Below are 20,720 nucleotides of genomic sequence, written 5' to 3'. Positions count from 1 at the left end.
GACGACTATGAGTGACGAGATTGAAAAGCTGAAAATGCACAGCCCTGACCTAACACAGGACAACATCGCCAGGATCCGCGCGGTTTTCCCCGGCTGCGTGACCGAGGCGGCGAGTGAAGACGGCAAGCTGCGACTGGCAGTGGATTTTGACCAGCTGCGCCAAGAGCTGTCGGACAGCATCGTCGAGGGGCCGCAGGAACGCTATCATCTGAACTGGCCGGGCAAGCGCGAGGCTCTGATCACAGCCAACGCCCCCATCGCCAAAACCCTGCGCCCCACGCGGGACGAAAGCGTGGACTTCGACACCACCCAGAACCTGTTCATCGAAGGCGACAACCTAGAGGCGCTAAAGCTGCTGCAAGAGACTTATCTGGGCAAGGTCAAGATGATCTATATCGACCCGCCGTATAACACAGGACGAAATTTGATCTATAAGAACGATTTTTCGGAAAAGTCAGGTGAGTTCTTGGCGCGTTCCAATCAGAAAGACGAAGACGGTGGCAAATTAATTGCCAATGCCGAGACTAACGGACGGTTTCACTCGGACTGGCTTTCAATGATGTATCCTAGGTTGCGTATCGCGAAATCTCTCCTGAAAACCGACGGGGTATTGGTGTGCGCAATTGATGAAAATGAATTGGCTACTTTGTCGACTGTGCTGAAAGAAATTTTCAGCGGTAGCGCTTGGGAACATGCATATGTGTCTGTTGTGCATAACCCTCGCGGCCAGCAGGGAGCAAACTTCTCTTATATCAATGAGTATCTTCTGTTCGTTTATCCATCCGGAATTAAGGCCATCGGCAATCGAAAGATTTCGGATGACGAGGTCAAGTGGTCACAATTCAGAAATTGGGGCGGTGAGTCAGAGCGGTCCGATGCTAAAAACTGCTTCTACCCAGTAAAAGTCCAAGACGGCGAAATTATAGGCTTTGGCGAAGTATGTGGAGAAGACGAGCATCCCGAGCAAACGGAATGGCATGGTGAAATCGCATACGTCTATCCCATTGACCGAGATGGAATCGAAAGGAAGTGGCGCTATGCACGGCAGAGCGTGGATGCCATCGCAGGCCTGTTGAAAGCTAGAAAAGATGCCAACGGGTTTCAGATCGAGATTGGAAAAAACTTTGGCCTCTACAAATCGGTCTGGAACGATACACGATACGACTCGAATGAATACGGGACAAAAATCGTAAATGACCTTGTTGCAGGCGGGGGATTTACATATCCAAAAAGCCTGTGGGCGGTCTACGATCCCGTCGAAGCGGTGACTGAGGACGATCCTGACGCGATTATTTTGGACTTCTTTGCAGGCTCTGCCACTACCGCACATGCTGTTGCTCAGCTTAACTCCAAAGTCGGTGGGAACCGACGATCCTTTATGGTGCAGGTGCCTCAGCCTGTGGACCCAGATTTGGAGTCATACAAGAACGGTTTTCACACAATCGCGGAAATCTCCAAAGAACGCATCCGCCGCGCAGGCCAGAAAATCCTCGAAGGCGAGTGCCACCCCGATTGGAACAAGGATGTCGGCTTTCGCGTGCTCAAGATCGACAGCTCCAACATGGCCGATGTGTTCTACACGCCGGATCAAACCTCACAGGCCGATCTGCTGTCCCGCGTGGACAACATCAAACCGGACCGCACGGCCGAGGATTTGCTGTTCCAGGTCCTGCTCGACTGGGGCGTTGACCTAACCCTGCCCATCCGCCGCGAGACAGTTCAAAGCAAAACTGTCTTCTTCGTCGATGACACCGCCCTGATGGCCTGTTTCGACGATGGTGTCTCCGAGGACTTGGTCAAAGAGCTGGCAGGCTACGCCCCGATGCGGATCGTATTCAAGGACACCGGCTTTGCCGACGACCAGACCAAGATCAACGTGCGCCAGATCTTCAAGGCCATGTCGCCCGAAACCGAAGTAAAGGCGATTTGACCCCATGAAGATCAAGTTCAAGTCGCAAGACTATCAAACCGCTGCGGTCGAGGCCGTGGTTGATTGCTTTGAGGGCCAGCCCAATACATCCGGCCAAGTCTACCGCATCGATCCGGGCCACCGCGCGCAGATGCGGGCCGAAGAAGACGGCTTTCGCAACGCCGATCTGGCAATGCCTGTTTCCACGGTGCTGGAGAACATCCGCAAAGTGCAGCAGCGCCAGAACCTGCCCCTGTCCGAAAGACTCAGCGTGTTTGCCGATCACAATGGCAGACCGAAACCGACCAGCTACAAACCCGGCGCAGCGATCAACCTTGATATAGAGATGGAGACCGGCACGGGTAAAACCTATTGCTATATCAAATCCATCTTCGAGATGAACAAACGCTACGGCTGGTCCAAATTCATCATAATGGTCCCCTCGATTGCGATCCGCGAAGGTGCTGCCAAGTCGCTGGAGATGACGGCAGAGCATTTCCTTGAGGCCTACGGCAAGAAGGCGCGTTTCTTCATCTACAACTCCAAGCGATTGCACGAGCTGGAAAGCTTTTCCTCGGATGCGGGCATCAACGTGATGGTGATCAACGTGCAGGCGTTCAACGCCTCGGGCGCTGATAACCGGCGGATTTATGAGGAGCTGGATGATTTCCAGTCGCGTAGGCCCATCGACGTGATTGCCAAGAACCGCCCCATCCTGATCCTGGACGAGCCGCAAAAGATGGAAGGCACGGCAACCCAGAACGCCCTGCCCAAGTTCAACCCGCTGTTCATCCTGCGCTATTCCGCGACCCATAAGACGATCCACAACAAGGTGCATCGTCTGGATGCGGTCGATGCGTTCAGCCAGAAGCTGGTTAAGAAGATCGAGGTGCGCGGTATTCAGGCGAAGGGTCTGACGGGTACGAATGCCTATCTCTATTTGGAGGGCATCCAAATCTCCAAAAGCGACCCAGTGGCGCGGGTTGAGATGGAGGTGAAGACCAACTCGGGCATTAAGCGGGTACTGCGCAAGGTTGAGAAAGGCCGCAACCTGTTCGATCTGTCCAAGGGGCTCGATCAATACCGGGACTTCGTCGTCTCGGACATCGACGCCCGCGTGGACGAGGTCCATTTCACGAACGGTGCCGTTCTGAAGGCTGGTGAAGCCAGCGGCGACATCACTGAACGTGACATCCGCCGCATTCAGATCCGCGAGACCATTGCAGCCCATCTCGAACGCGAAAAGCAGTTGTTCGCCAAGGGTATCAAGGTTCTGTCCCTGTTCTTCATCGACGAAGTGGCAAAGTATCGGGACTACGATGCTGAGGACGAGAAAGGCGAATATGCCCGTGTGTTCGAAGAGGAATACGAAGCGCTGAAAGCTGAATATCTTGGCGAGTTGCCCCTCGAAGATGAGGCCTATCGGAAGCACCTAGACAGCATCGACGTCGGTGCGACCCACAAAGGTTATTTCTCGATCGACAAGAAAGGCAAGCTCGTTGATCCAAAGGTCAAAGCGCGTGGTGAGTTCGCCGGATTGACCGATGATGTTTCAGCGTATGACCTTATCCTCAAGGACAAGGAGCGCTTGCTTTCGTTCGAAGAGCCGACGCGGTTCATTTTCTCCCACTCCGCGCTGCGAGAGGGCTGGGACAATCCGAACGTCTTTGTGATGTGCATGCTCAAGCACAGCGACAACACCATCTCTCGTCGTCAGGAAGTTGGCCGGGGCCTGCGCATTTCCGTCAACAAGAATGGCGAACGCATGGACCACGCAGCAACTGTGCACGACATCAACGTTCTGACCGTTGTGGCCAGCGAAAGCTACAAAGACTTTGTTGGCGGCCTTCAGAAAGAAATTGCCGAAAACCTGTCGGAGCGCCCCCGTCAGGCGAATGCTGAGTACTTTGAAGGCAAGTCGATTACGGTGAACGGTAATGAAACCACCGTTTCAAAAGACATGGCCAAACGCATCGAAAGGTATCTCGTCAAGAACGACTACATCGATGACAATGATGGAGTCACACAAGCCTACCATGACGCGCGTGAGGCGGGTACGCTTGCCGCGTTGCCCGGCGAGTTTCTCGACCAGCAGGAACAAATACTGCAGCTGATCGATACCGTCTTCAACGGAAGCCAGCTCGAAAACATGATGGGCGATGGCCGCAAGCCCAAAGCGATGCCTCGAAACAAGAACTTCGAAAAGAAGGAGTTTCAGGAACTTTGGCAGCGCATCAACCGGAAGGCTGTCTATCAGGTCGAATTTGACTCCCAGGATCTCGTCAAACGCTGCGTCGATGCTTTGGATCGGGATCTGGTTGTCTCGCCCCTGCAATACGTCGTCACCGAAGGCCAACTTTCAGATGAGCTAACCGAGGCCCAGCTGCGAACAGGTGCTGCGTTTAAGCAATCCGGCATACGCAGCGAGGAAAGCCGCTCTTCACACTCTCTCGTTTCATATGACGTTATCGGGAAACTTGCCGAAGGCGCGGACCTGACACGCGGGACGATCGGGAAAATTCTGACTGGGATGAGCACGGCAAAATTCTCAACTTTCCAAGCAAACCCAGAACAGTTCATCGCCGAAGCCTCACGCATAATCAAAGAGCAGAAGGCCACGACTGTGATTGAGCATCTGACCTATGATGCAACTGCCGACAGATACGATACTGATATTTTCCCCGCGACCCAAAGCGGGACCGACCTGTCAAAAGCCGTCGGGAAGCTGCGAAACCACATCTACGACTATGCAGTGGTCGACTCTGGGGTCGAACGCAAGTTTGTCGAAGACCTGGACACAAGTGATGAGATCGTCGTCTATTCCAAGCTGCCGCAAGGGTTTCTCATCCCTACGCCTGTCGGTGATTACAACCCCGACTGGGCGATAGCTTTCAAAGAAGAATCGGTGCAACATATTTATTTTGTTGCAGAAACAAAGGGTTCTCAGCCGTCCCTTAAATTCCGCGAGTTGGAGCGAGAGAAAATCAAGTGTGCCAGAAAGTTCTTTGAGGAAATCGCGAACAGCGTCCCGAATGACCGGGTTAAGTACGATGTGGTGTCAGACTTTTCTGAGCTCATGTCCGCAGTTCGGGGTACCTAGCAATGCTTGAGGGGTAGCCTATGTTCCGTGTTGATTTAAACCAAAACCGTTTGTCCCGCCTGTCCCAGAAGCGCTTTTCTGATTTGAACCTGCGCGAACGCGACCATTTGCAGGAGTGGTTGGCCAACCAGCCTGACGCCCTCGGTGAGGAATTGCTGATCATCCAGAAAGAGTTCGATGGGTTTGATGAAACGCGCGAACGCCTGGATCTATTGGCCCTCGATAAGGATGGCAACCTCGTTGTGATCGAGAACAAGCTTGATGACAGCGGGAGAGATGTGACCTGGCAAGCGCTGAAGTACACCGCCTACGTCTCGGGGCTGACCAAGACACAAATCGTCGATATCTATCAGCAATACCTCGACCGCTATGCGGGCGGCGGAAATGCGGCCGTGCGGATCTGCGAGTTCATGGAGGTTGAGGAATTGGAAGAAACCGTTCTGAACCCCGGCAATGACCAGCGGATGATATTTATCGCAGCCAATTTTCGGCGCGAGGTCACAGCGACGGTCCTATGGCTCCTTAGCCGCGGAATTCGCGCGCAGTGCTTCAAGGTGACCCCGTATTCGTTCGGCGACGAGCTGATGGTTGACATTCTGCAGATCATACCCACGCCTGAGGCTGCTGACTTCATGATCGGAATGGCGGCGAAAGACATTCAGGAAAACTCAGAAAAGACTGCCCAAAGGCGTAGCCATCAGGTCCGTCGCGAATTCTGGACCAGCCTCAAGGAGGCATTCGCGCAAACACCTTGCCCAGTGTTCCCAACGATAACGGTAACCAAGGACAACTGGAACATATCTCCAGTTGTTGCTGGCACACACTACGATATCGTGCTGACCCAGAAAGCTGCCTTTGTGAAACTAAGTATCGAAAGGCCCGCTGCTGCTGAAAACAAGGCGATTTTCGATCACATTCACTCGCATCGAGAAGAAATTGAAGCGGACTTTGGAGCTGCGTTTGATTGGCGCAGGCTTCCACAGAACAAGGTAAGTCGGATTGAAGCATCACTGCCCTGCGATGGTTTTAACTCTGATAGCTGGCCAGAGGTCCATGATTGGATTCGCGAGACATCATCGAAAATGGCCGCCGCTATGGAAAAACGCCTCAATGAAGCCATCGGCTTGGCGCGGTCTCATGACGAATATCGGTCGTGAACCGCGCATCATGATAAGATTGCCAGAGCGGGAAACCCGCCCTGTCGCTGAACTCACTCGATGACCGGATCTTCATCGCGGCGCGGGAAGGCGACCATTTCGACGTCGGGAAACATGCTGTGCTTGACATTGATCGACGTGATGTTGCCGCTGTCGTCGGTGTTGACGAAGAGGACGCCGCAGCGGTCCCAGAAGTTCTTGCCGTCTTTTTCGCCGGATTTGACGTTCAGTTTCAGAGTTTGAGTAGCCATTTTTTGATCCTCACTTTGAGTGTTTCGATGAACATGACCAAAGCTGGCACCAAGGGGCTGTCAGCGAGAAACTTGCCTCGCGAGGAATGCGCTTGCGCAGGGGAATTTTCTTGTTGAAGCGGGGCCTGCACCGCGTCCGGCACGGGTGCCCGCTTATGTTCAGCAATCAGAAACACCGCAGTGAGGATCTGAGTATGGCTATCAGTCTCTGGGCAGCGCCCCGAATTCATCCGCCTGCTCGATAAGACGGAGCTCGGAGATGTGTTGACTGTGACTAAGCTAGGCCGGCTAGGTCGTGATGTGATTGGCGATACGCAAACTGTCGACGTCGCTCTCTTAGCTCATCCGCCCTTTACGATTGCACAGATCGAATACTCCAAGCTCGCCCCCGCTAAAACCGCACAACGTCCTACATCCTGTAGGTTTTGTTATCGAGATGTTTTTTGGGAAGGGATTTGCTCCCTTAGACCCTAGTCTTTGAATGCATAGTTTTGGGACATGGAGGCCATTTCATATGATTGACTTTGAACAACGCCTCGTTACTACTCAGTGTCGATTTAAGTGGAAAAACGAGCTGTTAAGAAGGTTGCACAGATGAGATCGAAGGAATGGTTCTATGGTCAGTGTATTGCCTTAGTACGAGAAACTAGCGACCTAGAAGGAATTGCATGGCGGGCACTTGAGTTGGGTGTGGAAGGTGTCGACAACACACGCGGACACATGAATCATTCGGTTGGCGTTGCTCAGAAATTTCTCGAAGATCGTCCTGCCGCCAAAGATGCTATAAACGAGTTAAATATGGAAGCTGTTGACCTCGGAGACGATATCAATGCTGACCTGCGTACTGATTTTGTTGACTGGATCGCTGACAAGGCTGGAGCTTTTGGACAGGTCGGAGTGCATAACTTCGGATTTAACTTTGATACCTTCAAATCGGTCGCCACACCTCGCTTGGGTGGTCACCGCCAGGACGGAGGTGGAGCAGACAATGAGCTTCATATTGCGCTGCGGTTGGCTGCGTATTTTACGGAGTGACAGTGGACCTTTCACGCTTTAGTGCCGCCCTAAGTACTCGTTTAGGCCACTTTCCTTTCGAAGGCGACAGGGCTTTTCCAACCTAGTGCTGAGTGGCGGAGACGCGGATTGTAGAAGCCATTGATTTATTCGAAGATCGTCTTCTCGGCCTGTCTGCGCGTTTCCCATGACCGCCACCAGATCAGTTCCTCCTTGATGGAGTTGAAGAAGGTCTCTACTGCCGAATTGTCATAGCAATTTTCTTTTCCGCTCATGGTCATTTTGAAGCCATACTGTCGCAAAATCTTCTGGTAGTCGTGTGAACAATATTGCGCCCGGCGATCCGTATGATTGATGCAGCCCTTCGGCGGTTCCCTGAATGCAATAGCCATCCACTCCTTTGAGGAACCGCCGATGGCTACGGCGACCTAACCTGAGATCGTTTTATCCGGAAAAGACGCCTATTCGCCTCAGACAAGCGTGACCAGCTTCAAATCAACAGCTGCAACCTTGCCTTCAGCGCGCCGTCAATCGAAGCAAGCAACGACTCAGGGAAACCCTCTGGAAGCTGGTTGAACGTGGCCTCAACGATCGCGGACGAAGTCTCCTGCAGCTCATCGAACAGGCCCTGCACGACAGCGCGGGATAAGCCAGACTGAATTCCGGTCTCCACGATGTGGCGGCCCACGATATTCGCCACCTTATAGTGGTTCGAGTTGCCGAAATTCATGGCCAGTTTGAAGTACTTTCGCTCGATTTGTCGCGCATTGACAGTCGGCTGCACCGTCAGAACGTCGTATAGCGGTGTCATGCGGAAGCGGCCGCCGGGTAAGAGGCTGACGCTGAAGTTCTTACCATGCCCGTCTGTCGCGCCCAGCAACCAGAACAAGACGTTCGCTTTGAAAAAGTCGTACCGGTCTTTGTTGGGGTCATCACTTCCCAACAAAAGATCCATAATATCTGAGATCCCTGGGCCGCCCTCGTTCTGGTACTTCTGGGTGGGCACAACGGATAATGCTTGGCAGCAATCCTCTTGCGGCAGACGGATCAAGCGGCCATCCGATGTCCAGCGCCGATCAAAACGTTCAACAACTAAGGCTTTCTTTTCGCCAAACTGCGCCATTTCGACATTCGTCGCCCGAAGCCCAAACGCTTCCATCAGCTTGAGGCACAAGTATTCATTCTCAACGCTGTCGGACAGATCCATGCCGTTGGGCAGTCTGCCGATTTGCGGCTTGATGATGTGCGTGGTTGGCGTCGTGCCGGTTGGCTCAATCCACTGGCCATCTTTACGAAGCAGCGCCGTTTTTTCCTGCGCGCCCGCGACAGAAATGCGGAAGTCATTCTCGCGGCGAATACCCAGTGGCGCGAGATCGAGGTCGCTCAGAATTGCCCCAATCTGAGCCTCATTCACAACTTCTCCAGTCAGCTCGGAGATTGGCTGTGGCTCTTGCCCGTCGGGCAGAAACTGAAGCGCGCCGATGCAGTCCCGCCCAATTTGTGACAGCAAGCTAAAGGCATCGACGCCTTCGGCCCCGACGCGTTCTGCGACCCTTCGCCTGATGAGGTCACTGTCGGGCAAGAGGTTGTCAAAGACTGCCATCACAGGCGCGCCGCTGTAGCGATTCTCCTGCAATGGCAACGATAACGACACCGGCATCCGGTGCTCCCAGTCGTGCCAGTCTCGTGCATAGGCGAAACTGACGCCGCCTGATGGCTCACGCACCAATTGACCCACGAGCCGCGAATTCAGGAAAACGTTCAGCGGTGTGTAGCTGCGCTTGCGACCCATGTCAGAAAATGTCCTCAAGCCCGTCTGATGTGCCTTTGCTGCGCTCGGTCACCGTGATTTCGAGGTCCAAGGCCGCGATCAAATCAAATAGCGTTTCCAGCTTGGTGCCACCGCTGCCGTTCTCGATCTTTGAGATCGTCTCTTGCCAGACACCGCTCATCGAGGCGAGCTCCTTCTGGGTGAGGTTCTTGGCCTTCCGAACCTGGCGAATTGCGTGACCCAAGTTTTTTGATGTTCGAACGAGGTGCTTCATGGTGGTTCTCCTGCCACCCCATATGACCTCCGGATCATAAATTGTCAATATGACCTCCAAACCATAAGTCCGCAATATGATCCGAGCGCCATATCATGCAACTCCATCATGAGCCTTATCTCAAGAAACGATGCGGTTTCTGAGATAACGAAAGACATATCTCAGATTGCGTCACAACTCTCACGCCTCCAGCCCCGCAGCGCGCACCTGCTCAGGCGTCACCAGCTTTGACAAAATCAGATCCTCGACCTGCCGGTTGGTGATGTGACGACACAGGGGATGGCGCTCGTGGATCCACTCGGCAAGGCTCGCACGGCCTTTGGCTTCGGCCTCTCGCGCCTTCTCGCGGTCGGCCTGTATTTGGGTAAGCCCCTTCTCCCATCGGCGCATCTTGAACCAGTTGTCCGAGAAACAAACCTTGCTGCGCGTGTAGCCCACGCTTTCCTTGGCATAGGCTTTGACCGCCTGCTTTAGATCATCAGGCTTTACCCCGGCTTTCAGGGCGGCTGCGATCAGGCACAGACTGGTTCCCCGGTCTCGGATCCTGTCCTCAGGATAGGCCGCTAAGATCTTCTCAGCCTCAAGATCTTCAACCTCCGCCGCCTCGTGCCTGCGCGTAGGTGGTTTATGGATGGTTTTAGGATGGTTTGGGGTCCACCGTGAACCCCGTACCCCGTTCACCGTGGACCCCGTACCGGGTTCAGGCTGGACGGGGTTCACAGTGACACCCGTCTCAATGTCGGGCTCGGCCGTGGGTTCGAGCGCGGCCACGCACTCCAGAACGATGCGGTAAATGACGGTGTAGCCATTCTTGCATTGTCGCCGCCCTGTCTCGATCAGAATGCCTTCTCGAAGGAAGTCGATGATGGTGCGCTTCACCGTGCTCTCGCTGAGCTCTGTGTGGCGCTGGATCGTCCCCTTGGAACACCAGATGCCCGAGCCGTCATCGCTCGCCTTGTCGGCCAGGAACATGATGATCTGTTTGCGCGCGGCACTGCCAAAGCGACGCTCTGCGCATTCGTTTGCGATGCGCCAACTCATTGGACCACCTCGCCGCTCAGAGACCACAAAAAAGCCGACTGCGCATTTGCGGTGCAGCACTGGCCCATGCTAATGTGCTTCGAAAGCTGACAGGCTTTTTCTATTTGGCCCCGGTTCACAGTTGCCGCTGTGACGGGGCCTTTTTCGTTTTGAACCGGCGAATTTGGCTTTGAAACTTTCGCTTTTTGTTCACTTTTTGTCAGGGGGCATTTTGCACCCCTAAACCGTTGTTTTTGCTTTATCTCTTTCTGGATTGCAAATCCACTTCGCGACCGATGCCCGTATGCCCTCTGAAATTTCAAACCAAACCGGTTTTTGGGTTTTGCTTTGCAGAACGGATGCGCGAGCTTTGATCTGCCCTGAAGCCATTACATCCACGACTTTCATCTGGACGAGATCACAGCCGCGCAATTTACTGTCGAAAGCCAAATTGAACAAAGCAAGGTCGCGATGGTTCTCCGCCAATTCGAGGCGCACCCGGATCGCCCAGACATGTTTGGGCTTTAGTGGGAGTTTTTGACCGACGATACGTCCTTTGTTCCAAGCGGGCCGAAGCGCGCGAATGGCCGGTAAGTTTGGTGTCTGCATGATGGATCCTCCGATCCGCCATACCCTCCCACAGCGACAACCGGACGTTGACGGCGCAGCATATCACATGATGCGCAAATGCAGCTAATGGCGGCTTGGAGCCCGAAGGGACCGATGCTGCGCGACGCATGTATGACCGTTTTTCTGGATGTCGCTTTGAGGTATCGGCTTAACCATTCGACTTCGCGACCCCCGGTGTTACCCACTCGTTCAGGTTGGCTTTTGTCCGTCGGGCTTGTTTCATTGAAGCGATGTTCTTTTGGTCACAACAGCCGGTCAAAAGCCTGCTTCAGGTTGGCATCGAACCGCTGCGTCAACTCTGTACCAGGAACGATGTCGAACCCGTGGATCGCACCAGGATAGATGGTGAAATCGACCGGGACGCCATCACGGCTGAGGCGGAGTGCATAGGCCGCGTTTTCTTCCATGAACAGGTCCAGCGCGCCCACGACCATGAAACATGGTGGCAATCCCTCCAGCGTGGCGGCGTGGCTGGGTGAGAAATGCCCGACCCGGTCATCATCCAGCCCATAGTCGCCGCGCAGAGAAGTCCAGCCGAAACGGTTTGCGGCCCGGCCCCAGACGAATTCCCCGGTGGTCGGGTTGTCTACGGGTGCGGCTTGGGTACCGGTGCGATAGTCCAGCATCGGATAGATTGGGAATTGCGCCTTCACCGGGATCTGTCCGCGGTCGCGCGCCAGAAGCGCCAATGCCGCCGTCAGACCACCGCCTGCGCTGGCACCCATGATGCTGATTCGGTCAGGGTCGATGCCAAGTCGTGCCGCAGTCCGGAACACATAAGAAAGGACGTCATAACAGTCTTCGACCGGCCCGGGGAACGGCGTTTCCGGGGCGAGCCGATATTCGACACTGGCCACAACGGCGCCAGATTTCTGCGCAAGATCATAGCAATAGGCATGATAGCTGACCGCGCTGCCCAGGATATAGCCGCCGCCATGGATATAGACGATTGCGGGCGTTGGCGTGGCGCGCGGAGTGTCGGGCCGATAGAGGAAAAAGCTGGCGGGGCTGTCAGGCAGCTCAAAGCTCTCGAATACCGGATTCTCCGACCCCGGAACCGTAGTGGCATCTTGCGCCGCCCTGATATCCGGCAGGATGTCCGGCGTAAAAAGCATGGCGGGCATCGCCTGCGCCATCTCGCGATATTGCGGGTCGACCAGATGAAGTGTGCTGTCCTCAGGGTCCGCTGCCGGAGTAGAAATCTGCGCTCGCGCGCTTCCGGGCTTCAATGCAAGTGCTGCAGTACTGGCAATACCTGCTGCCAGGAACGCTCGACGGGTAGGAATGAGGGGCATGGGGTGTTCCATTCTTTAAGGGAGATAATTCAATTCTGGCGACCAAAGTTTTTAGTGTTGATGCACGCCACCCGTTGGTTGGCGCGTCTCGGCGCTGCTACACGTCTTTTGGCACCACCTGGTCTGAGATGAACTGGGACATCTCCTGTTCTGACAGCGACTTCTTCATCTGCAGAAACGATTCCGCATCACGGCCGCAAACATTGTGGGTGGGCGTATCTTCGGTCGCGCATTCATAGACTTTTTCGGCCACCTCACGCGGGTCAGATGGCTCACCACCCTGTTGGGCCATCTGGGTCACGTTATCGTTCATTTTCGTAGCGAGTTTGGCCGAATACGCCCTTATCTGGTCGTCACCGTTTGCCAGTATCCCTTCGTCCATCGACGTATAGAGGCTCGTCTCATATGACCCGGGCGCAATGGCCTTCACAGAGATGTTGAACGGCGCGTATTCAAGCGCCAGAGCCTCGGTCAGGCCCTCTACGGCGAATTTCGCGGAGCTGTATACGGAAGCAAACGGAAAAGCGATCAAGGCCGCGAGCGACGAGATGTTAATTATCGTCCCCTCGCGCTGCCGCCGCATGACGGGAAGGACCGCTTTCGTCACGCGCATCAGGCCAAACACATTGGTGTCAAACAGGTCGTGGATCGAGTCCTCATCCCATTGCTCGAAAACCCCAACACCGGATATCCCTGCGTTGTTGACCAGAACGTCAATCCGTCCGAAGGCATCAAGGCTCTTGTCGACGACCTCCCTGATGCTCTGCGGATCGGTCACATCGAGCCGGCACAGAAGCGTGTTTTCCAACTCACCCAGATCGGCCTCCTTCTCGGGAGAGCGCATCGTTGCAACGACATTCCAGCCTTTGGATTGAAACAGCTTCGCGGACTGCTTGCCAAAGCCGGAGCTGCATCCGGTGATGAGGACTGTTTTGCTGTTCATCTTGTTATCCCAAGTTTCAGGCATTCGGTGCCAATGGATGTCAACTGAGGAGGTTCTCGTGTTCGGGATCTGTTTTTGCGGACGGGCTGCGGAGCCGGGCATGGTGCCCATCCGGCCCTCATGAGCCCGCGCCTTTGGGAGGAAAGCCTGCCCAGTGCTTGGTCCCTGGAAGGGCCGGATCAATCTGGCCCGCCAAAGAAAACGTCGTTGGCGTGCATTGTATCCATGTATTCCTTCCATTCCTGGACCTTGCCGTCCCGGATCACCATCAGGATATGGAAATGGTTGTTATAGATCTTGCCGCTGACATGCTTGCCCAATGACACGGCCTCAACCGCAACACGCTCACCTTCCGCTGTCAGTGCCTTGGGCGTAAGACTCATGCCCTCCGGAAAGAACGCCTTGGTTCGCCCTCCCGAGGCCAGAACGAACGCCTTGCCGTGATCTCCAGAGATCGGCATTGATCCCGCCACCCAGACCTTTGCATCCTCAGCAAAGGCTTCTTCGACGAACGTCCAGTCGCCAGCGCCGATTGCTTGGACGACCTTATTCGCAAGGGCCTTGTTTTCTTGGGTATCCATAGTGTTTCTCCTTTGTGATCCTTGATCGCGTCTTTTCAGGCCAGTTTGGCCAGGGTGTTGATTTCGGCTGAGCCGAGGCGGATTCTTGCAGGCTGTTCTGGACCCTTTCCCAGAACCGCAGCGATGAACGCGCGTCCTATTTCTTCCGTTGATGTTGCCATCCCGAACGGGCGCATTAGCGGGGCCAGCCAGGCCGCCAGGCCGTACACTGGAACGTTGTGTTTGATGCCCCGCCGGGGCGCGATCGTACCCGGCCGAAAGATCAGCGCCTGCTTGAAGCCCAAACCCAGAACGGCGTTTTCGGCCCGCCCTTTGACACGGGCCCAAAGCTGCCGAGAGGTCTCGGTTTCGTCGGCACCTGCGCCGGACCCGAAGACGAAGCAGCATTGCGGACTTTGCTTGTGCAAGGCTCGGGCAGCGGCGGCGACGTAATCATGCTCCACCCGGATATAGGCTTGCTCATCAGCGCCGGAACTGGGTGTTCCGACCGCCCAGAAGCATCCGTCGATGTCGTGCATGTCACTGGCAATCGTCGCGAAGTCCAGGAAATCACGATGAATGATCTCTCGCAGCTTCGGGTGCGATCTTCCTGTCGGGCGTCTGACAATGCAGAGGACCTCGCCGATTTCCGGATGGTCCAGACATTCGAGAAGGGCTCCGGCACCCACTGTGCCAGTGGCACCAAAGATCAGGACGCGCTTTTTCATGGCAGCACCGCTTCTCCGGACGCAGGCTCATCTGCCGGGAGCCAGTTTTTCAGGGCTCGTTCTGTGATCCGAGAGAGCTGCTTCCTCTGCGACGCATTCTGCGCTTCGGGATGCGCCGGGCGGATAGTGTCTTCGACAAGATAGGCCCCGGTGATGCCGTCAAATTCGGAACAGGCCGCAAGGCGCACAATCCTGTCGGCCCCCACCTCGGTGGGTGAGGCTGCGACACGTATGACGTATCCCATGATCCGTTTGGCTCCGGTCAGGTGTCGCAGCAGGTTGGACCGGATATTGCCGGGATGCAGGTAATTCACGGTGACGCCCTTGCTCTCAAGCTCTTGCGCCAGATCGATCATGAACATCGACCCCGAAAGTTTGGATTCCACATAAGCCTCGCTCGTGGCGAAGTCTGGCTTGGCGGCGATCTCGTCCATGTTGATCCGGTCGAGAAAGGCCAGATTGGTTACCAGATAGACGATACGCGCAGGAGCCGAAGCAGTGATCCGGTCGGTCAGCAAACGGGTCAACAGGATCGGCGCCAGATAGTTTATCGCCCAATTCATCTCGAACCCATCCTCGGTGAAGGTCGGCCTGGTTGCGTTGACCCCTGCGCCATTGATCAGAACGTCGATCCGATCATGCGCGGCGAGTATCCGTTCGGCACAGGCTTTGACGCTGTCCATCGAGGCCAGATCGCAGACCTGAAAACTGGCTGTTCCCGCGCCGCCACGCGCCGCCAGTTCCCGTATCACGCGATCACCTACGGCCTGCTTGCGCCCCAGAAGGACAAGATTGGCCCCCATGTCACATAGCATCCCGGCGGCTACGCGACCTATACCGTCTGTGCCGCCGGTCATAACGATGGTCTTGCCCGTCAGATCACGGTCGGCTTGGGGAATTGCGTGGCGTGGATCGGGCGTCCGGCGCTGCGGCAGGAACAGGTTGATCGTGATGCGGGTGCGGTCGCTGATCAGGGGCATGTCAGTCTCAATTTCCGAGGTTTTTCTTGAAGAATGCGCTCAGCGCGTCGGCGCCCTGCACCACGAGGTCTGGCGTGTCGTAGGTGCGCAGATGGCTGCCGCCTTCAAGGACCACCATCTCGGCCGCCTTGCGTTTTGGCTGCGATAAAGCGTTCGGTGAACGGTTTGGTGAAGGCCTGTTCACCCACGATGCCCAGATACGGACAGGTGATCTGACCGGCGTAGTCCAGCCCGTGCGAGCGCGCGAGTTGCTGATACGAAAACGGCACCATGTGGTTGCTGTAGTTTGGCCATTCGGCGGCCACCCGGCAAAAGTAGTAATCATACTGCTCGGCCAGGAACGGATCGGCCCCGGCTGGGGGCACTTCGGTCATGTCAGGGATGAGCATGTCATCCGGCTCGGCCTCACCTGTCTCGAAATAGCGCTGCCGCGCCGTGTTGGACCTGTCATACATGACACGCTTCTGTTCGTCGGTCGCAAGCGGGTTCGAGACCAACGCCTCACGCAGGCTGAAATGACCGCTGACTGTGCCAAAGGCCTTGACCCGCCGGTCGCCTTGCAGGGCGTCGGCAGTGTAGGACGCGCCCGCGCAGATCCCCAATGCACCCACGCTCCCCACGTTTTCATGAGCGCATAGGAAGCAAATCGCGTTCTGGATGTCCTCGGTCTTGGAATTCGGGTCTTCGTATTGACGCGGCTGCCCGCCGCTTTCCCCGAAGGTCCGGTGATCGAAGGCGAGCGCGATCAGACCCCGTTCGGCCAGCGCCTTGGCGAAGACGCCCTGTGATTGCTCCTTGACGGTCGCCATCGGGCCAGCAACGGCGATCGTGGGGTATTTCTGACCGGCGTCGAAATTTTCGGGGAGGTAGAGATGTCCCCGAATGACCTCTCCATGGCTTTTGAAACTCACGTTCTGTCGCATGTCGTGCCCCCTGTCGAATGGGCATTTTTCGTATGATTGTCTATATTGACATTATTCGTCCAAATGTCAATATGCGCAGCATGACCGACAGAGATAAGTATATCCTCGACGCTGCGGTGCGCCTGTTCTCGCGTTATGGCGTCAAGCGCACCAGCATGGGCGACCTGGCTGAAGAGGCCGGGGTGGCGCGCCAGACGCTCTACAATGCCTACAAGAACAAGGATGACGTTCTGAGGGCTCTGATCCGCTACCACACAGATATGGCGATCGACGAGATCGAGGCCGGACTGGATGGTGTCCAGGCTCTTGGCGACCAACTCGACATTATCTTCAACAGGATGTCCGTCGCTGGCTTCGACTTGGTTCAAGCCACACCGAATGCCCAAGACATCATCGAAGGGTTCAACGCAATCGGTCAGAGGGAATTGGAGGCCTCGGCGGAGAAATTCCGGAGCGTGATCGAAAGGATCCTGTCCCCTTACGAAACGGTACTGGCGGGTTCGGGGCTGTCCTCGGCTGATCTGTCAGATTTTGTTCAACAGTCGGCCAAGGCAGCCAGCAGCGAAGCACGTGACAGAGACCATCTGATCGGGCAACTCAACACTCTCAAGAAACTCTGTCTGGTGGCAATCGCAACTGATACGTCACGGTAGCAAACAATCACGAAATTATGCGTCACGGGACAAATCTTTCCCGAGACATTGGGGTGTAAGCGAATGCCCGCATCCTGTAGTGGTGCGGGCATTCAGCTTTCATGGACTTTGGCCCGTCCCGTCAGTCGTTCTGGAACCGCGAGAAGAGGCCCTCGCCGCGTTGCATCGGCGGGAAATACGCGGGGTATTCGGGTTTCAGGGCGCTCACTTCATCCAGTGCCTTGACCTCGTCGTCGCTCAACGCAATGTCCGCAACTCCAAGGTTGTCGACCAGCTGTTCTTCCTTGCGTGCCCCCACGATGACGCTGGTGACACCCGGCTTGTGCAGCAGCCAAGCCAGCGACACCTGTGCGACCGAGGTGTTGATTGTCACTGAGAACTGACCCGGCGGGTCAGTTCTCAGTGACAATCAACAGGACGGGATACAGGATTGATCTTCCCGTTGTGTCTGTCGAAAAGGTGGTCAGTCGTGGTGCTCGGGTATCGGTTGCCCCACCCGGTCAGGACATCGTCAGCGCCACGACTTACGGCGCATATGGCACCCGAAAACATTACGACGCGGTTGCTACACGCGGAGCTCGAACCGTCGTACCTCTCGCAAGAACGCCAAACCGTAGAAACCCTCGAGCGCAGGCGCAATCATTCGGAACGAGGCCGCAAATGCCTCAAGATATCTGGTTGTTACCATCTGGCGGCGATGAAGCGGATACCATCGCCGAAGCCGCCCCGAAACAAAGACGCACTGTGTGAAGCTGCTGAAAGAAAGACACATTGCGAGGAGCTCTGCCCCGTAGGTCACAGAAACCCAACTCTGCATCGCCACTCTGAACCGCCCTCGGCATAGCTGGCCCCGAAGCTGTTGAAACAGGATACTTAACTTAGGACAAAGGAGAGCAAGCCCCCAACTGCTTCGCGCAAAATTGGAGATGGCCAAGTGCGCCGTTGGATGGGTCTACTCGGCAAGCGATCAACTCCTTTTATTGCAAGCCTTGGACCACATGGAATGTCCTATGGCTATTGCGAGCCACGGAGTTGGGTCCATGGCCCTTCCCAGATGAATAAAACATCCAAGAGAAATGTTATCTTTATTCTGCAGGCTACACTGAAAGGTTCAAAGCTGAAGAACTCATTCACTGTAGCAATTTCCGTAGCAAATGCTGTAGCAATTCTGAGACCACCCACACCGAAAACCCTTCTATGCTTATATTTTTAAGGGAAATTGCATATATCCGCTTGGGATAAATGGTGCCCAGGGGCGGAATCGAACCACCGACACGAGGATTTTCAATCCACTGCTCTACCCCTGAGCTACCCGGGCACCGGAGACCACCGTAGTGGTCGGGTGTGCGGGTTCTAGGAGTTTGCGGCGGGGGTGTCCAGAGGGTTTTGCCATGTTTGGCAAAGGTTTTTTCGGAAAATTCTAATGCGGCTTGTCGGGGGTGTGCAAAGCGGCCTCGGTGGCTTCGATTGCGGCCTCGATATCCTCGGGGTCGCGGCTGGGGGTCGCGTAGCTGCCGTTCAGCCACTTGGCCAGATCCACGTCAGCGCAGCGCCCGGAACAGAAGGGGCGATACTTGGGAGAGGTTTCACGGTCGCAGATCGGGCAGGTCACTTCAACACCTCGGCCAAAGGCATACGGGCGCGTTTGCGTTGCAGTTCGTAGTGGCCCAGCGGGGTCCAGCCGACCAGCGTCGTTTCCACGTCGTCGGCGCGGAAGGCCTGGCGCAACGCGGTCTCGAACGGGCGGCGATCTTTTTTGGGCATGGGCGCAAGGTCAAGCGTGATCTGCCCGCCCAACCCGCGCAGACGCAGGGCACGGGGCAAGGCGCGGGCACAGGCCATATTCGCTTTGATCCCGGCAGCAAGGGACACGTCCGCACCGGTGTTCACATCAACGGCCACCAACGCACGGGTAGGTTCCACAAACATAAAGGCACCGCCGTCAAGCGCGACGCGCGGCTGCGAGAGGCTGTCGACAGTGTCCAACACGCCATGGGTTTCAAAACCACCGGGGTCGGTTACGACGTCGGCGGGCTCGACCCAGTCGCGCCAGGCCAGAATATGCGGACCATCGCCTTCGGACAGGACCTCCATGTCGGTGGATGGGTCGTCCAATACCTTGTCCGCCAGCGCCAGCATCGCGTCGATATCATCGGCGATGTCATCGGCATCCGCGCCGGCGCAAGAGGACCGGAGAATCAGGCCATGTGCGGCCCCGTCGGACGCTTCATGCGCGATTTCGAGCAGCCGGTCCCGTTCTTCCTCGTCGCGGATACTACGCGAGATATTGGTGCCGGGTGCGCCTGGCGTCACGATAGCATAGCGGCTTTTGAACAGCAGCTTCTGGGTGACGGGAACGGCCTTGCCGGGTTCAGCATAGCCGGACACCTGCACGAGAATGGGTTGCCCCGGTGCGAGCCCCTTGATCTGGCGCAGAAACGCAGAGCCGTCGGGCGTTTTCAAAAACATTCCCCCCTGCCCCTTGACCGGACGATCCGCGATGGCGCGGTAGATCGTGCCGGGGCGCGGGCCGTCGCTGTCGATCAGAAGGTCATCCAGCTTGCCGTCCACGATCAGCGCGGCGGCTTCGATGTCGCCAAAATGGTCCAGAACGATCGTACGGCCCTTCATGAGGTCTCTCCTGCGAAAACATATCCTGCAGCACGCAGCAGGTTTGCGGTTTCGGCCAGTGGCAGGCCGACAATGCCGGTGAATGATCCGCTGATCCACGGGATAAGGGCACCAGCCGGCCCCTGAATACCATAGCCGCCGGCTTTGCCCTGCCAGTCGCCGGTTGCCAGATAGGCCGAGATCTCGGTGTCCGACAGTCGTTTCATGCGGACGGTGCTGACCACATCGCGCTGCCACAGCTTGTCGCCGCGCTTGACCGCGACGGCCGTGATAACCTTGTGGCGACGCCCCGACATGAGGCGCAGGAAATGGATCGTCTCTGCTTCATCCGCGGGCTTGCCCAGGATTCGTCGCCCCACCGCAACGGTGGTATCGGCACATAGCACGATATCAGCGGCCCCCGCCTGCACCGCGGCGGCTTTTTCACGGGCCATACGCGCACAATAGGGGCGCGGCAGCTCGGCGGTATGGGGGGTTTCGTCGATATCGGGCGCGCGGATATCGTCAGGCACAACGCCGATTTGCGCCAGCAATTCCTTGCGGCGCGGACTTCCTGATCCGAGGATAAAACTCATATGCGATCCTAGATCGCTGCCCGAAAACCACTAGGTGATTCTCGGAAAAGCGTATTATTTAAAGCGGTAATTGATCCGGCCTTTGCTCAGATCATAGGGGGTCATTTCCACCTGTACCTTATCGCCAGCCAGAACACGGATGCGGTTCTTGCGCATCTTTCCTGCCGTATGTGCGATGATCTCATGGCCGTTTTCAAGCTCGACCCGGAACGTCGCGTTCGGCAGAAGTTCTTTCACGATACCGGGGAATTCGAGCGTGTCTTCCTTGGCCATGGTCTCTCCTTGAACACTTTGCCCTGCAATTTC

General features: G+C 56.0%; 20 protein-coding genes, 1 tRNA gene and 3 pseudogenes. 6 read left to right on the top strand and 18 right to left on the bottom strand.

Features of this window, described 5'->3' with window-relative positions; translation table 11 throughout:
• The first annotated feature begins 7 nt into the window (after positions 1-7).
• From ACNQ62_RS16105 to ACNQ62_RS16095, 3 genes are read left to right on the top strand one after another with little or no spacing between them, the layout of a single operon-like run.
• Positions 8-1,930, top strand: coding sequence for a site-specific DNA-methyltransferase (locus ACNQ62_RS16105; protein WP_418095276.1), 1,923 nt, complete (start codon positions 8-10; stop codon positions 1,928-1,930).
• Positions 1,931-1,934: 4 nt separating this feature from the next.
• Positions 1,935-5,009 (top strand): type III restriction-modification system endonuclease, encoded by a 3,075-nt coding sequence (locus ACNQ62_RS16100; RefSeq protein ID WP_418095275.1) that lies wholly within the window; start codon positions 1,935-1,937, stop codon positions 5,007-5,009.
• 20 nt (positions 5,010-5,029) lie between these two features.
• On the top strand, positions 5,030-6,166 hold the full coding sequence (locus ACNQ62_RS16095) for a DUF4268 domain-containing protein (protein WP_418095274.1): 1,137 nt from the start codon (positions 5,030-5,032) through the stop codon (positions 6,164-6,166).
• A 53-nt stretch (positions 6,167-6,219) separates the two neighbouring features.
• On the opposite strand, the gene ACNQ62_RS16090 is transcribed toward ACNQ62_RS16095, so the two are convergent.
• Positions 6,220-6,417: a hypothetical protein gene (locus ACNQ62_RS16090; RefSeq protein WP_418095273.1), complete on the bottom strand. Its 198-nt coding sequence runs from the start codon at positions 6,415-6,417 to the stop codon at positions 6,220-6,222.
• A gap of 594 nt (positions 6,418-7,011) precedes the next feature.
• Here ACNQ62_RS16090 and ACNQ62_RS16085 point away from each other — a divergent pair.
• Positions 7,012-7,452: a hypothetical protein gene (locus ACNQ62_RS16085; RefSeq protein WP_418095272.1), complete on the top strand. Its 441-nt coding sequence runs from the start codon at positions 7,012-7,014 to the stop codon at positions 7,450-7,452.
• Between the two features lie 41 nt (positions 7,453-7,493).
• On the opposite strand, the pseudogene ACNQ62_RS16080 reads toward ACNQ62_RS16085, so the two are convergent.
• The 11 genes and pseudogenes from ACNQ62_RS16080 to ACNQ62_RS16030 all read right to left on the bottom strand — a co-directional run.
• Positions 7,494-7,823, bottom strand: a pseudogene (locus tag ACNQ62_RS16080) (IS3 family transposase); the annotation flags it as partial.
• A gap of 98 nt (positions 7,824-7,921) precedes the next feature.
• Complete coding sequence (locus ACNQ62_RS16075; RefSeq protein ID WP_418095271.1) at positions 7,922-9,223, bottom strand: type II toxin-antitoxin system HipA family toxin; 1,302 nt, start codon at positions 9,221-9,223, stop codon at positions 7,922-7,924.
• A 1-nt stretch (position 9,224) separates the two neighbouring features.
• Complete coding sequence (locus ACNQ62_RS16070) at positions 9,225-9,476, bottom strand: helix-turn-helix domain-containing protein (RefSeq protein ID WP_418095270.1); 252 nt, start codon at positions 9,474-9,476, stop codon at positions 9,225-9,227.
• Positions 9,477-9,656: 180 nt separating this feature from the next.
• Entirely contained in the window at positions 9,657-10,517 is an 861-nt protein-coding gene (locus ACNQ62_RS16065; RefSeq protein WP_418095269.1) for a hypothetical protein, read from the bottom strand.
• Between the two features lie 258 nt (positions 10,518-10,775).
• Positions 10,776-11,105, bottom strand: a pseudogene (locus ACNQ62_RS16060) (integrase); the annotation flags it as partial.
• Positions 11,106-11,368: 263 nt separating this feature from the next.
• Positions 11,369-12,421 (bottom strand): alpha/beta hydrolase, encoded by a 1,053-nt coding sequence (locus ACNQ62_RS16055; protein ID WP_418095268.1) that lies wholly within the window; start codon positions 12,419-12,421, stop codon positions 11,369-11,371.
• A 97-nt stretch (positions 12,422-12,518) separates the two neighbouring features.
• Complete coding sequence (locus ACNQ62_RS16050) at positions 12,519-13,364, bottom strand: SDR family oxidoreductase (protein WP_418095267.1); 846 nt, start codon at positions 13,362-13,364, stop codon at positions 12,519-12,521.
• A gap of 179 nt (positions 13,365-13,543) precedes the next feature.
• Entirely contained in the window at positions 13,544-13,945 is a 402-nt protein-coding gene (locus tag ACNQ62_RS16045; RefSeq protein ID WP_168593097.1) for a nuclear transport factor 2 family protein, read from the bottom strand.
• Positions 13,946-13,980: 35 nt separating this feature from the next.
• Positions 13,981-14,652, bottom strand: coding sequence for a hypothetical protein (locus tag ACNQ62_RS16040; RefSeq protein WP_418095266.1), 672 nt, complete (start codon positions 14,650-14,652; stop codon positions 13,981-13,983).
• The gene (locus ACNQ62_RS16035; protein ID WP_418095265.1) at positions 14,649-15,632 is read right to left on the bottom strand and encodes an SDR family NAD(P)-dependent oxidoreductase; all 984 of its coding nucleotides are present in this window, start codon (positions 15,630-15,632) and stop codon (positions 14,649-14,651) included. The genes ACNQ62_RS16040 and ACNQ62_RS16035 overlap by 4 nt, the downstream gene beginning before the upstream one ends.
• Before the next feature lie 104 nt (positions 15,633-15,736).
• Positions 15,737-16,555 carry an alpha/beta hydrolase gene (locus ACNQ62_RS16030; protein ID WP_418095264.1) on the bottom strand — a complete coding sequence of 273 codons (819 nt, stop codon included), beginning with the start codon at positions 16,553-16,555 and terminating at the stop codon, positions 15,737-15,739.
• 32 nt (positions 16,556-16,587) lie between these two features.
• Between ACNQ62_RS16030 and ACNQ62_RS16025 the strand changes: the two genes are divergently transcribed.
• Entirely contained in the window at positions 16,588-17,208 is a 621-nt protein-coding gene (locus tag ACNQ62_RS16025; protein WP_418095263.1) for a TetR/AcrR family transcriptional regulator, read from the top strand.
• Between the two features lie 121 nt (positions 17,209-17,329).
• Here the strand turns inward: ACNQ62_RS16025 and ACNQ62_RS16020 are convergent, their stop codons facing one another.
• A complete protein-coding gene (locus tag ACNQ62_RS16020) occupies positions 17,330-17,581 on the bottom strand; it encodes an aldo/keto reductase (protein ID WP_064216802.1) in 252 nt (83 codons plus the stop codon).
• Positions 17,582-17,700: 119 nt separating this feature from the next.
• Here ACNQ62_RS16020 and ACNQ62_RS16015 point away from each other — a divergent pair.
• Positions 17,701-17,987 (top strand): annotated as a pseudogene (locus ACNQ62_RS16015) (IS5/IS1182 family transposase); the annotation flags it as partial.
• A 464-nt stretch (positions 17,988-18,451) separates the two neighbouring features.
• Here ACNQ62_RS16015 and ACNQ62_RS16010 read toward each other — a convergent pair.
• The 5 genes from ACNQ62_RS16010 to infA all read right to left on the bottom strand — a co-directional run bounded on the left by ACNQ62_RS16010 (position 18,452) and on the right by infA (position 20,687).
• Positions 18,452-18,526, bottom strand: a tRNA-Phe gene (locus ACNQ62_RS16010).
• A 102-nt stretch (positions 18,527-18,628) separates the two neighbouring features.
• On the bottom strand, positions 18,629-18,820 hold the full coding sequence (locus tag ACNQ62_RS16005) for a DNA gyrase inhibitor YacG (RefSeq protein ID WP_184583106.1): 192 nt from the start codon (positions 18,818-18,820) through the stop codon (positions 18,629-18,631).
• Complete coding sequence (locus ACNQ62_RS16000; RefSeq protein ID WP_005851740.1) at positions 18,817-19,839, bottom strand: ribonuclease E/G; 1,023 nt, start codon at positions 19,837-19,839, stop codon at positions 18,817-18,819. Before ACNQ62_RS16000 ends, ACNQ62_RS16005 begins: the two co-directional genes overlap by 4 nt.
• A complete protein-coding gene (locus tag ACNQ62_RS15995) occupies positions 19,836-20,414 on the bottom strand; it encodes a Maf family protein (RefSeq protein WP_418095262.1) in 579 nt (192 codons plus the stop codon). The genes ACNQ62_RS16000 and ACNQ62_RS15995 overlap by 4 nt, the downstream gene beginning before the upstream one ends.
• A 54-nt stretch (positions 20,415-20,468) precedes the next feature.
• Positions 20,469-20,687 (bottom strand): translation initiation factor IF-1, encoded by a 219-nt coding sequence (gene infA / locus ACNQ62_RS15990; RefSeq protein ID WP_005851736.1) that lies wholly within the window; start codon positions 20,685-20,687, stop codon positions 20,469-20,471.
• Positions 20,688-20,720: the final 33 nt, after the last annotated feature.

It is taken from the genome of Sulfitobacter sp. SBS6 (genome assembly GCF_048285585.1).
GTDB classification, from domain to species: domain Bacteria; phylum Pseudomonadota; class Alphaproteobacteria; order Rhodobacterales; family Rhodobacteraceae; genus Sulfitobacter; species Sulfitobacter pontiacus.
The sequence above is the reverse complement of the archived record's forward strand: the minus strand, read 5'-3'. Positions and strand labels throughout refer to the sequence as shown.

Bases quoted from the DNA above. Each gene is read 5' to 3' on its own strand.
- ACNQ62_RS16105 (WP_418095276.1), top strand. From the start codon at position 8: ATGAGTGACGAGATTGAAAAGCTGAAAATGCACAGCCCTGACCTAACA.
- ACNQ62_RS16100 (WP_418095275.1), top strand. From the start codon at position 1,935: ATGAAGATCAAGTTCAAGTCGCAAGACTATCAAACCGCTGCGGTCGAG.
- ACNQ62_RS16095 (WP_418095274.1), top strand. From the start codon at position 5,030: ATGTTCCGTGTTGATTTAAACCAAAACCGTTTGTCCCGCCTGTCCCAG.
- ACNQ62_RS16090 (WP_418095273.1), bottom strand. From the start codon at position 6,417: ATGGCTACTCAAACTCTGAAACTGAACGTCAAATCCGGCGAAAAAGAC.
- ACNQ62_RS16085 (WP_418095272.1), top strand. From the start codon at position 7,012: ATGAGATCGAAGGAATGGTTCTATGGTCAGTGTATTGCCTTAGTACGA.
- ACNQ62_RS16075 (WP_418095271.1), bottom strand. From the start codon at position 9,223: ATGGGTCGCAAGCGCAGCTACACACCGCTGAACGTTTTCCTGAATTCG.
- ACNQ62_RS16070 (WP_418095270.1), bottom strand. From the start codon at position 9,476: ATGAAGCACCTCGTTCGAACATCAAAAAACTTGGGTCACGCAATTCGC.
- ACNQ62_RS16065 (WP_418095269.1), bottom strand. From the start codon at position 10,517: ATGAGTTGGCGCATCGCAAACGAATGCGCAGAGCGTCGCTTTGGCAGT.
- ACNQ62_RS16055 (WP_418095268.1), bottom strand. From the start codon at position 12,421: ATGCCCCTCATTCCTACCCGTCGAGCGTTCCTGGCAGCAGGTATTGCC.
- ACNQ62_RS16050 (WP_418095267.1), bottom strand. From the start codon at position 13,364: ATGAACAGCAAAACAGTCCTCATCACCGGATGCAGCTCCGGCTTTGGC.
- ACNQ62_RS16045 (WP_168593097.1), bottom strand. From the start codon at position 13,945: ATGGATACCCAAGAAAACAAGGCCCTTGCGAATAAGGTCGTCCAAGCA.
- ACNQ62_RS16040 (WP_418095266.1), bottom strand. From the start codon at position 14,652: ATGAAAAAGCGCGTCCTGATCTTTGGTGCCACTGGCACAGTGGGTGCC.
- ACNQ62_RS16035 (WP_418095265.1), bottom strand. From the start codon at position 15,632: ATGCCCCTGATCAGCGACCGCACCCGCATCACGATCAACCTGTTCCTG.
- ACNQ62_RS16030 (WP_418095264.1), bottom strand. From the start codon at position 16,555: ATGCGACAGAACGTGAGTTTCAAAAGCCATGGAGAGGTCATTCGGGGA.
- ACNQ62_RS16025 (WP_418095263.1), top strand. From the start codon at position 16,588: ATGATTGTCTATATTGACATTATTCGTCCAAATGTCAATATGCGCAGC.
- ACNQ62_RS16000 (WP_005851740.1), bottom strand. From the start codon at position 19,839: ATGAAGGGCCGTACGATCGTTCTGGACCATTTTGGCGACATCGAAGCC.
- ACNQ62_RS15995 (WP_418095262.1), bottom strand. From the start codon at position 20,414: ATGAGTTTTATCCTCGGATCAGGAAGTCCGCGCCGCAAGGAATTGCTG.
- infA (WP_005851736.1), bottom strand. From the start codon at position 20,687: ATGGCCAAGGAAGACACGCTCGAATTCCCCGGTATCGTGAAAGAACTT.